The organism is Microbacterium sp. STRO-1N (assembly GCF_057748015.1).
In genome coordinates this window covers 3,048,001-3,059,636 of the sequence record NZ_CM173234.1, presented here as the reverse complement: position 1 = coordinate 3,059,636, position 11,636 = coordinate 3,048,001, and the positions used below count along the sequence as shown (strand labels likewise).

The following is an 11,636-nucleotide window of genomic DNA, read 5'->3' as shown; positions in this document are numbered from 1 at the left end:
ATAAAGCTCTCTCTACTAAACTGAGAATCAAACCCCGTAGGGAACCGGTCACAATCCAGTGCCCGACAACCCCTACACGAACGTCCTGAGGAGGACCCAGTGGCCAAGGCCAAGTTCGAGCGGACCAAGCCGCACGTGAACATCGGAACGATCGGTCACGTCGACCACGGCAAGACCACGCTCACCGCAGCGATCTCGAAGGTTCTTGCCGACAAGTACCCGTCGGCGACCAACGTTCAGCGCGACTTCGCGTCGATCGACTCCGCTCCCGAAGAGCGTCAGCGCGGTATCACGATCAACATCTCGCACGTCGAGTACGAGACGCCGAAGCGCCACTACGCGCACGTCGACGCCCCGGGTCACGCTGACTACATCAAGAACATGATCACCGGTGCCGCTCAGATGGACGGCGCGATCCTCGTGGTCGCCGCGACCGACGGTCCGATGGCTCAGACGCGTGAGCACGTTCTGCTCGCCAAGCAGGTCGGCGTGCCGTACCTGCTCGTCGCGCTGAACAAGAGCGACATGGTCGACGACGAGGAGATCCTGGAGCTCGTCGAGCTCGAGGTCTCCGAGCTGCTCGCCTCGCAGGGCTTCGCTGAGGACGCTCCTGTCGTTCGCGTCTCGGGCCTGAAGGCTCTCGAGGGCGACGAGAAGTGGGTCCAGTCGATCCTCGACCTCATGGAGGCCGTCGACGCGAACGTTCCCGACCCGGTGCGCGACAAGGACAAGCCGTTCCTGATGCCCGTCGAGGATGTCTTCACGATCACCGGTCGTGGAACCGTCGTCACGGGTCGCGCCGAGCGTGGCACGCTGGCCATCAACTCCGAGGTCGAGATCGTCGGCATCCGCCCGACGCAGAAGACCACCGTCACGGGTATCGAGATGTTCCACAAGCAGCTCGACGAGGCGTGGGCCGGCGAGAACTGCGGTCTGCTGCTCCGTGGCCTCAAGCGTGAGGACGTCGAGCGCGGCCAGGTCGTCGTCAAGCCGGGTTCGGTTACGCCGCACACCGACTTCGAGGGCACCGCGTACATCCTGTCCAAGGACGAGGGTGGGCGTCACAACCCGTTCTACACGAACTACCGCCCGCAGTTCTACTTCCGTACCACCGACGTCACCGGCGTCATCACGCTGCCCGAGGGCACCGAGATGGTCATGCCCGGCGACACCACTGACATGACGGTCGCGCTGATCCAGCCGATCGCCATGGAAGAGGGCCTCGGCTTCGCCATCCGTGAGGGTGGACGCACCGTGGGTGCCGGTACGGTCACGAAGATCATCAAGTAAGTACTTCTTACTTCTCAGCGGGGTCGGGCCTTCGGGTCCGGCCCCGCTGTCGTTTGCCCGGGGGATTCTCGGGATGCTGTCGATACCCTTGGCTTCCGACCATCAAGGGAGCCCCATGAGCGAGATCTACGTCGGCCCACCGCCGCCGCGCAGCTACGCGCGCCTCTGGGTCTCGACCCTGCTGCTCATCATCTACACGGCGTTCGTGCTGCTGGTGACGATGTGGCCGAGTCCGCAGGACCTCGAGTTCGACAGCATCGCCTCGCGCGTGCTGCGGGCGCTGCACAACCTCGGCATCCCCGAGACGTTCGGCTACGACAAGCTCGAGTTCGCCGCGAACATCGCCATGTTCGTCCCGCTCGGGTTCCTGCTCGGCCTGGCGCTGGCGCGCAAGGCGTGGTGGGTCGCCCTGTTCCTGCTGCCGGCGTTCTCGGCCGGCATCGAGCTCACGCAGGGCTTCGCTCTGGAGAGCCGCGTTTCGACGTTCTACGACGTCATGGCGAACTCGATCGGCGGGTTCCTCGGCCTGCTGCTCGCGATGATCATCCGCGCGATGATCCACGTGCGCGACCGGACGATGATCGAGCGCGAGCTCTGGGAGCGCCGTCGCGCTGCCGCCGAGCTGCAGCGTCAGAACTCGGCACGGGCCGCGGCACGCAAGCCGCAGCCGGCTCGGGCGTGGTCTGCCCAGCCGGAGCCGGTCTACGTCGAGCCCGACCCCGTCACGCGGGTGCTGGATGCCGACTTCTGGGCTTCGCCGGATGCCCCGACGCAGCGGATCTCGGTGTGAGTCCGGATGCCGTGAAATCTGTGCTGTGAGATGACCGTTCGTGCCCGTTAACGCGGGTAGCATTCGCGTAAGTACCTCGATCAACCGGAACTCGACGACGGAAGGAGCGATCATGACCCGACGCTTCCGAAACCGCAATCCGCGTCGCACACTGACCGCGCGCGTCGCCTCCCTCGCGGGCGCGGCCGGTCTTGCGGTTCTGGGTCTTGTGTGGGTCGCGCCGGCGGCACATGCCGAGGTCACGGTCGCATCGGATGCTTCCCTGACCGCGCAGTGCGCTGCCGACGGATTCGAGGTCGTGCTCGATGGCACGGTGACGTTGGATGCCGGCGACTCCGCCACGTCGTACCTTCGTGTCGATGGTGTGGCCGTCGGCCAGCCCGACGGCCTGGTCTCCGAGATCGATGACTTCCTGATCGACGTCGTGACGCCGACCATCGCGTTCGCGGATGGTGAGACGCACCTGGTCGAGTGGATCGTCGACGGCGTCGTCGCGACTGCGGGGGAGTTCTCGGCCGCTGATTCATGCGCGGACGACGGCGAACCGACCACAGGCCCAGCCGAAGGAGGCGTCGTCTTCAGCGATGCCGTCTGCACGGCCGATGGCACCGCCACGGCGACTGCGACGGTGCGCTTCGGTGCGGACGCGCCGGAGGACGCGACGGCCGAGGTGACGATCATCAACGCCGATGCGCACGAGACGCTCTTGGCCGAGATGGATGCCGAGCGTCAGGCCGTGGTCGAGTTCACGATTCCGGCTGAAGGACCGACGGTGGTGTCGGTGGTCGAACGACATGGCGAACTGACCAAGCCGCTCGGCGAGCGGACCTACGATTACGCCGTCGACTGCGCGGTGGTCACGCCGACTCCGACACCGACCCCGACTCGGACCGAGGAACCGACTCCGACGCCCGAGCCGACGGAGACTCCGGAGCCGTCCGAGTCCCCAGCGCCGACTGAGGCACCAGAACCAGTCGAAACTCAGGGACCCACGTCGGCCCCGGAGCCTACGGAAGAACCGGCCGCTCCGGTGGTCACCGTCTCGAGCACCTCGGTGCCGGCCGGCGGCAGCGTGACGGTCAAGGCGAGCGGATTCGCCGCGGGGGAGGAACTCGAGCTCTGGTTGCACTCCGAGCCGTGGAAGCTGACGGATGCCACGGCGGATGCCAACGGTGCGATCTCGCTGCCGGTGGGCATCGCGGGTGGCACCGATCTCGGTGAGCACCGGATCGAGGTGCGCGGCACGACCAGCGGATCGGCTTACGCCGACATCCTCGTGACCGACGACTTGGCGATCACAGGAATCGACACCGCATTCGCATCGGGTGCCGCAACTACCGGCATCGTGCTCGTGCTCGGCGGTCTTTCGGTCTTCCTTCTGGGGCGCCACGCGCGGAAGGCGGCGGAGGCGTAGCAGCGAGGCTCATGGTCGCGGCGACGCATCCTGAGTCCCGGGGACGTTCGGCACGACCGAATCAAGACATGGTGGCATTCTGATCCTGCTGCCGGTATCGAGTTCGCGGCAGGGCTACGCTCTGGAAAGCCGCGTCTTGACGGTCTGCGTCGTCAAAGCGAGCTCGATCGGCGGGTTCCTCGGTCTGTTGCTCGCGATGATCATCTGCGCGATGATCCACGTGTGCGACCGGACGATGATCGAGCGTGAGCTGTGGGAGCGGCGCCGCACGGCCGCCGAGCCGCAGCGTCAGAACGCGGTGCGGGCTGCGGCACGCAAGCCGCAGCCGGTTCAGGCGTGGTCTGCACAGCCGAAGCCGGTCTACGTCGAGCCCGACCCCGTTACGCGGGTACTCGATGCCGACTTCTAGGCTTCGCTGGATGCCCCGACGCAGCAGGATCTCGGTCTGAGCCTCGGGCTAGGGGATCCTCCGGGCGGGCGTGAGAGTGCCGTGAGGCGTACCCGGGTTCCCGGTGACCGACAAGCCGAGTTCGCTTTCGTGGTCCGTCTCCGACGGCAGCTACTTGGGTAAGGTGAGCGATGGGCGTCCTTGTGTAGTCGTCCTGGACGCCAGCAACCGTCGGGTACGTGGACGCATCATCAGCGACAACTTGCACACCGACTGCGTCGAGACTGAGTTGCGTCAGGCAGTCACCCTCGCGCAAGGCCTAACCGAGGAAACTGCCTCTCACGCGGCCGGGGCAACCACGGTGCACCGGTGCGAGATCCACGAAGGCTGTACAGGAGCTCGGCGCGCTTCGAACGATGGGGGCTCAGATGTCTGCTAGGTACAAGTCGGCTGCGAAATAGCCCCGGGCCCTTCCTGCATTCGGGTCAAGCGCAGGGGCAGGAGTCATACACGATCGAGCTCTGAACGCATTGTAAGCCCCTGTCCGGCGGGCCGCGACGAGGCGGATGACTGGGACGCTCCATCGGTGGAACCTCGTTCTGTCGCCACGCTCTCCCGCCCCGCTAGCACCCGGTCACTCGCAAGTCGAAGCAAGACAAATGCCGCGCGTCAAACCCGCCGCGAACGAAGGTATCGTGATGCACATCGAGATCTACTGGCGGATGGGCAACGTGTGAACCCCCATCGTCTTAGAGATACGGCAGGCGAAAGGTCAGGAGTAGACGTGAACACGAGAACATCAAATGGGCTGGACCAGGTCGCGCAGCTTCTTGACTCGCATTCGACCTCAGACGCGCGGCGCGTAGCTTTGGAAACCGGTGTCGAGTCTGGTCTTACCTACTTACGTCTTGCCCGCTCTTTGGTCGCAAATGGGCGCTCCTTGGCGGAAGCGGCAAAATTCTATATGTTTGCTTGGCATATGAAGCGTGGAAACTTCAATCTCGAAGATATGATCACGTTTTGCAAGTGCATCACGGACTCTGACGTTGCGCTGTCAGATTTACACGTAGTCAAGAGTTCATTCTTCCGCCGGCTAGGTTCAAGTAATCTGCCGCTTGAGAAGAAATCTGAGCTTCAAATCAGAATGTACGGTGCTGTCGACGACTTTACTGAAAATGACAGCTCGTTAGATGCACTGGACCTCAGTGAGGGCAAGTTCGTCCCGTCTGCTATCTACGTGCGAGATCTCGCATACATTTTGCTTCGGACCAAGCGATACGACAAGTTGGATAATCTGCTCGATGCCTACGGGAGTTTCATTCGCCCGAAGGAAAAGAAGGATTTTGCGCTATCTAGCCAAGCTTATCGCAATGCCGACATCCGTATAATGAGGGAGAAATTCGGCTACCGCGCTACATACTTCAAGCTTGAAAGGGCTAAGGCTCTTGTGGTGACGTTTGGATACAGTGGAACCGGCAAGAGATCCCCTGCATACGCCGCAAGCTTCTTGCTCTCGAACGGTTTCGACGTGTTGTATATTGCTCAGGCCGAGGGTAGCGGCTATCAGTATCTCTCTGAAGACGATGTGCACACCCTGATCCAGGAGGTCGGTCTGGATCGAACCTATAGCGATATTTTCACGTATGGGTCAAGTTTAGGAGGTTATGCGGCGCTTTACTATGCGGGAGCGGCAAATGCAGTCGCCATCGCTGGTTCACCTCGCCACATCATGCACCCATCGTTCCGAACGACGAAATACCCGATTTTCGATGAGCGTCATTCTTCAATGGAAGCTATTCGAAAAACAACCAAGCCTGCATTCATCTTCAATGATCCAAACGAATCGATGGACGCGCGGGGAATGAGCATGATGTTTCTGCCGAATCTGCCGAATGCGGTGGTTATCGATTTTCCCGGCTATGGCCACCCTGTGACTTCGCGTATGGCAAAGAACCGGGAGTTGAAACCGCTCGTCTTGAGTATTTTGAACGGCACTCGCTGACGAGGCCGACGTTTCGTGAGGCAGGAGCATCACCCGCCGCCACACCATCCTGCGCCTGTCGAACCGGTCACGCTGGACCGGAATCGCGCTGACCGTGATCCACCGAACCCATCCGCTACACCCCGAGCGGCGGCCACCACCGGTCACGATGGCCATCACGATTCGAAAGTCCGCCCCGGACATTGATAGCGCGTCTAATTCGATCGACGGCTGACCGGGACGATGGTCGCTCGCATGGCAGGGAGGGCGAGGCTCCAGGGTATGAGTTGCCTCTGAGGCGCGCGGCTGTGTACTTGTCGAGCGATGCCCGGCACCGCGCTGCATCCGGCCCGGCACAGGACGCGATGCGGCGGGAGCGACCGCTTCCGTCGACAGCCCGGCGCCGACGAAGAGCCTGCTAGCATGAAACATCGCGTGTCGACGCGTCGAATTCCCCCAGAGTTAGGTCAACGGTGAAGTCTGTATTCTATTGGAGCCCGATTCTCGACTCAGTTACCGGCCAGTTCAAAGTCAAAGAGGTCCAGGAAGGGCTTCCCGCGTTCAACTTTGGTGACGTGCTCGGCATTGAGATCCTCAAACACGTTGCGCGCAAGCGATTCGCGTATGGGGCGATTAAGATTGCGGACATCTTCGTCACCGGAACCGTAGGTCAGTTGATCGAGATGCACGGTGGGGCTAAGGGAGGTGCCGTGATCGCGGGCATCGGCACGGACCCGACGCGTGAGACCAAGATCGACTGGCAGGCGACGTATGACGTTCGTATGGTTCGCGGGCCACTTACCCGCGAACTCTGGCGCCTGCCGAAGGAAATTCCGATGGGCGACCCCGGACTTCTCGCGAAGGAGGTCTATGGTGAGGTCGAAAAGCGCTACACAACGGGTCATGTTCGACATTTCAAAGATCGCACGCCGATTCCAGACCACGTCGCCAACGACCCCAATGCGATTGTAATCGAAGCAGCCGGTGCGCCCGCCGACGTTATTCCATTGATCGCTGCGTGTAACCAGATTTCCACAAGTTCACTTCATGGCGCCATTGTTGCCGATTCGTATGGAATTCCCTGGAATAGGCACGGCGCGCCTGTCGGTCTTGGGCGGAAGTGGGAAGACTACGCGCTCGCGCTGGAAGAGCGCGGGATCGAACGCCTCAAGTCCGACATCACGGATGTTCTGAGCGTGCTTTGACGATCTGATCATCGAGATAGGAGCACTGGTAACGTGAGGCATCCAATTCTCACTGTGGGAATAACGACTTATGAGCGCCCAGGGGCGCTCCAACGTGCTATTCGAAGCGTCCTGGAGCAGGAAGGGATTGACGCGGGGGCTGTGGAACTGATCGTCGTCGACGATGCTTCACAATCGGAACCCGCGGTGAAGTACCTCGAGTCGATTAAGGATCTCTCCAATGAATCGATCTCTGTTCGACTGCTTCGACACGCGGATGGAACGGGCGGACCTTCGGTCGGCCGGAACGAGATCATCGACGTTGCAACAGGTGATTACGTCTTGTTCCTCGACGACGACAACTCCATTTTCCCCGAAACCCTAAATCTAGTCGTGACGCACCTTTCCACGACTTCGGCTGACTGGGTTTCTTTGCGTCGACACCGCAATGGTAAATCCTTCTTTCGTTCTCCGGAATCGGTTAACGAGAATCTGACGCGCGCAGGTGCGTTGTGGACACTTCTGATAGCCGGCGCGTTTAAGAGGGTGGCGCTCTTGGAATCCGGAATCAGGTTCGATCCCGCCATATCGTATGGGGAGGACAATGAGTTCGTCCTTCAGTTTGTAACGCGCTTCACTCAATTCACGGCAATGTCAGATCGTGACTATCTCCTCGAGGGTGACCCGCTTTCTGGTGAGCTTCCCCATATTTCGCACCTTCGTCCCGGTGTTGAGTTTGTGCAGATCCTAGTTGCTCACGTCGGTCGCTTGTTTGGTATTATCGCCGACGCGGATCTGTCAGTTTCGGAAGCTGATGCCCTTGCTGCCATCATCCTCAATCGAGCCACCGGATCGTATAATCTACATCGCAAGATTGCTGGTCTTGCGGATGATGGCGTCGTTAGACAGTTCCTACTGCAGTGGTCGGCGGCGATCTCAGAGGTTTTGACAATGGAGCGCGCCGTTGAACTCGCCTCGAAACGGGAGCTCGATCGCGTCATGAGCGCTGTATTTTCCGCGAATGTCGAGGCGTTTCGAGAATCTGTGCGCTCTTTGGCGTGAGTCGCTACATCGGAGTTTGCCCGTCGCGGCTGAAGCGGCGTTCATGTCAGCCACACTTCTCTGGTGTAGGCGCCGTTGGTGCGGGTGTTTTCGGATCGTCCCATCTCAGAGGACCTCATGATCTTTCGACGTGACAGACAAACTAAAGACGCTATCCAGCGTGAGCTCGAGACTGAGTTGCGTGGACTGCTGAAGCCGCGAATCGGGATCACCGGGTCGTTTGGTCGCGGAAACTACGGTGATGAACTTTTTGTTCGGGTGTACGAACACTGGCTTGGGCAGTGGGCGGATCTCACTCTCCTGACTGGCCTTCATCGCCCGTGGTACTTCCGAAATATTCGCGCCACGCAGGCCGATCTGATGGATGCCGTGGTTCTTGGCGGGGGCGACCTACTCTGTCCTTACCGGGAGTGGATCGATCCGGACTTTATCAATCCCATGTACCTTCGGCGACCAGTCCACGTGGCTGGAATCGGTGTCGAGAATGACCGGCCGGAAGTGGAACCGTCGGTGGTTGAACGGTGGGCAAACTTTCTTACGCACCCAAGTGTGCGCTCGATTTCGGCTCGCGACCTCGGCTCGGCCGCGTGGATCACGGGGCACATCAACCCTCATGTGTCCGTGGCTTCACACCCTGACCTCGTCTGCGCTTTACCGTTGCCTCCCGTCGACCGCCGCGAGGACACGCCTATCCTCGGAATCGTTACGCGGTACGTCAGAGACCCCAAGGACTACCGTCAACTCGAGGAGATCGCAGCGGCGTTCATTAGGAAAGGGTGGCATGTTCGTCACATTATCGGTGGTGTCGAGGACCACGGCCGGCGTGATCTCAGGAACGCTGAGCAGCTCAGGGTGGATGGCAAGGAAACCTTTCACTCGAATCAGATCGATGACGTCACGCGCGCGCTCGGTGAGTGTACCCTCCTGTTGAGCATGAAGTTGCACACGACGATCGTCGCAACTATGTACGGTGTTCCGACCGTATCTATTCATCCCGTACCCAAGACTCGCGCCTTCATGGCGTCGATTGGACGGGAGGAGCTGGTTGTGGAACCAACCGATCCCCGATTGCTCACGATCCTTGAAGAGGGCGTTCCGGACGTGCCGATGGACAAGGTGGACGAGTTTCGAGCGCAGGCCGTCGCGTACCTCAAAGAACTCAGCCAGCGAATCTGGGATGACTATAGGAACGCTTCGGCCGCACGCCAGCACGTTCTTCCCGCGTCCGTGGCCTGGGGCGACTGAGACGAGTCATAGTCACGCATGCGTTCGTGAGCACGTGCCTGGCCTGGATACGATGGTGGTATGGATCTCCTTGTCGTCGGGTCGGGTTTCTTCGGCCTCACTATTGCCGAGCGTGCTGCGAATGCTGGTCGTAAGGTCACTGTCATCGATCGTCGTCATCACATCGGTGGGAATGCGTACAGTGAGGCGGAGCCGTCGACGGGGATCGAGGTGCACCGGTATGGGGCGCATCTGTTCCACACGTCGAATGCGACGGTGTGGGAGTACGTGAACCGGTTCACGTCGTTCACGGGTTATGTGCACCGGGTGTACACGAATCACAAGAGCGTGGTGTTCCCGATGCCGGTGAATCTGGGCACGATCAATCAGTTCTTCCAGGCGGCGTATTCGCCGGCTGAGGCGCGGGCGCTGGTGCGGGAGCAGGCGGGGGAGTTCGATGTCGCGACGGCGGCGAACTTCGAGGAGAAGGGCATCGCTCTGGTGGGGCGTCCGTTGTTCGAGGCGTTCTTCCGTGATTACACGGCGAAGCAGTGGCAGACGGACCCGCACAAGCTGTCGGGGGACATCATCAGCCGGTTGCCGGTGCGGTACACGTATGACAACCGGTACTTCAATGACACGTGGGAGGGGCTGCCCACGGACGGGTACACGGCGTGGTTGGAGCGGATGGCGGATCATCCGAACATCGAGGTGCGCCTGAATGTGGACTTCTTCGACGAGTCGCAGCCGTTGAACAAGAAGGCGATGGTCGGTCAGGTTCCGATCGTGTACACCGGCCCGGTGGATCGGTACTTCGAGTACACCGAGGGGGCGTTGAGCTGGCGGACGCTGGACTTCGAGGAGGAGGTCCTCGACATCGGTGATTTCCAGGGCACGAGTGTGATGAACTACCCGGACATGGACGTCCCGTTCACGCGGATCCACGAGTTCAAGCACTTCCACCCGGAGCGCAAGGACATCTTCGCGCAGGACCGCACCGTGATCATGCGGGAGTTCTCCCGGTTCGCCGAGCGCACCGACGAGCCGTACTACCCGGTGAACACCGCGGACGACCGTGCCGGGCTGCTCGCGTACCGTGAGCTCGCGAAGGGCGAGAAGGACGTGTACTTCGGCGGACGCCTGGGCACGTACCAGTACCTCGACATGCACATGGCCATCGGCTCGGCGCTGTCCATGTGGAACAACCAGCTCGCATGATCCGTCCGCTCTGGGGCGGAGCACATCGAACGAGGAAGAGCGACAAGCAGGCGCTGATCGTGGGCCCATACCGGGTGCACAACTTCGGCGATGACCTGATCGGCGCCGTGATCGCAAAGCACCTGCAGGCGCACGGGTATAGCGTCTCGATTCCCAGGCTCTCTGCTGATAATGCACGCTGGTTGGAAACACAGCACGCGGAGTCCTATGACGGGCTCTTCGAGGCCTCGGATCTGGTCGTACTCGGTGGTGGCGGCATCATGTCGGATACTGCGGGAGCCAAACCTGGGGCTTCCTATCTGGAGATCATCTCGCGGGCCGTAGCACAGGGGGCGCTGACGACTCAGCCTCTCGTGATCACCGGGGTCGGGGCGGGTCCATGGCTGCGCGACAAGTCGCGTCGTCTGGCGCTCGAGGTGTCGAAGATCGCACAGAGTGTCGGTGTTCGGGACATGGAGTCATACGAGCATTTGCGAGAGCTCGGCGTCGACGAGAGCAAGATCGTCGCAGGGGCTGATCTGGCACTTCTGACCTCGGATTATCTGCGGTTCCGGCGTCGTCGCGCTCGTGGACGAACGTTCGGGCTGCAATTCGACATCTCTCTCTTCGAGGATATGAAGGAGAACCCGAATCTTGGTGCGATCCAAGCCGCTGTGATCGGGTTCGCGAATGACAACGTGCGAAACGTCGTGCTCGTCAGCAATGGGCGTCATCGCTCGCAACTGGCCGACGTCGCCCCAGACTGCGAGCTCTTGCGTTACGAAAGGCTAAAGGACTTCTTGCCGAGACTCGCCGGTCTCGACGCTCTCATGACATCCCATTTGCATCTCGCGATCACCGCCTACTCACAGCGAATCCCGTCTTTCTCGCTTTACGTCAGGGAGAAGACACGTCGCTTCTATGATCAGATCGGCCATCCCGAACGAGCAGTGGATCTGCGAACCGCAAGTCTGGACGACGTGCAGCGTTTGATCGCATCGTTGGAGACCGCGCGGTGGACTCCAGGCGACGAGTCGAGGCTTCAAGAGCTGAAGACGCAGTCCCGAGTACTGCTTGATCTGATCCCTTGAAGCGCCCCTAGAAAG

General features: G+C 60.9%; 10 protein-coding genes. All 10 read left to right on the top strand.

The annotated features are described in order from the left end of the window. Positions 1 to 99 precede the first annotated feature (99 nt). The 10 genes from tuf to AC3ANJ_RS14930 all read left to right on the top strand — a co-directional run bounded on the left by tuf (position 100) and on the right by AC3ANJ_RS14930 (position 11,621). Positions 100 to 1,290, top strand: coding sequence for an elongation factor Tu (tuf, locus tag AC3ANJ_RS14975; protein WP_406249164.1), 1,191 nt, complete (start codon positions 100 to 102; stop codon positions 1,288 to 1,290). 115 nt (positions 1,291 to 1,405) lie between these two features. Further along, a complete protein-coding gene (locus tag AC3ANJ_RS14970) occupies positions 1,406 to 2,080 on the top strand; it encodes a VanZ family protein (protein WP_488316971.1) in 675 nt (224 codons plus the stop codon). A gap of 112 nt (positions 2,081 to 2,192) precedes the next feature. Next, the gene (locus tag AC3ANJ_RS14965; protein ID WP_488316970.1) at positions 2,193 to 3,494 is read left to right on the top strand and encodes a hypothetical protein; all 1,302 of its coding nucleotides are present in this window, start codon (positions 2,193 to 2,195) and stop codon (positions 3,492 to 3,494) included. Between the two features lie 136 nt (positions 3,495 to 3,630). Next, positions 3,631 to 3,903 carry a hypothetical protein gene (locus AC3ANJ_RS14960; RefSeq protein WP_488316969.1) on the top strand — a complete coding sequence of 91 codons (273 nt, stop codon included), beginning with the start codon at positions 3,631 to 3,633 and terminating at the stop codon, positions 3,901 to 3,903. 763 nt (positions 3,904 to 4,666) lie between these two features. Beyond that, entirely contained in the window at positions 4,667 to 5,884 is a 1,218-nt protein-coding gene (locus tag AC3ANJ_RS14955) for a hypothetical protein (protein WP_488316968.1), read from the top strand. 452 nt (positions 5,885 to 6,336) lie between these two features. Beyond that, positions 6,337 to 7,068, top strand: coding sequence for a glycosyltransferase family protein (locus AC3ANJ_RS14950; RefSeq protein ID WP_488316967.1), 732 nt, complete (start codon positions 6,337 to 6,339; stop codon positions 7,066 to 7,068). Between the two features lie 33 nt (positions 7,069 to 7,101). Further along, entirely contained in the window at positions 7,102 to 8,109 is a 1,008-nt protein-coding gene (locus AC3ANJ_RS14945; protein WP_488316966.1) for a glycosyltransferase family 2 protein, read from the top strand. Between the two features lie 117 nt (positions 8,110 to 8,226). Continuing rightward, positions 8,227 to 9,354: a polysaccharide pyruvyl transferase family protein gene (locus AC3ANJ_RS14940; protein ID WP_488316965.1), complete on the top strand. Its 1,128-nt coding sequence runs from the start codon at positions 8,227 to 8,229 to the stop codon at positions 9,352 to 9,354. A 60-nt stretch (positions 9,355 to 9,414) separates the two neighbouring features. Further along, entirely contained in the window at positions 9,415 to 10,551 is a 1,137-nt protein-coding gene (gene glf / locus AC3ANJ_RS14935) for a UDP-galactopyranose mutase (RefSeq protein ID WP_488316964.1), read from the top strand. Further along, on the top strand, positions 10,548 to 11,621 hold the full coding sequence (locus tag AC3ANJ_RS14930; protein ID WP_488316963.1) for a polysaccharide pyruvyl transferase family protein: 1,074 nt from the start codon (positions 10,548 to 10,550) through the stop codon (positions 11,619 to 11,621). The genes glf and AC3ANJ_RS14930 overlap by 4 nt, the downstream gene beginning before the upstream one ends. The last annotated feature ends 15 nt before the right edge of the window (positions 11,622 to 11,636 follow it).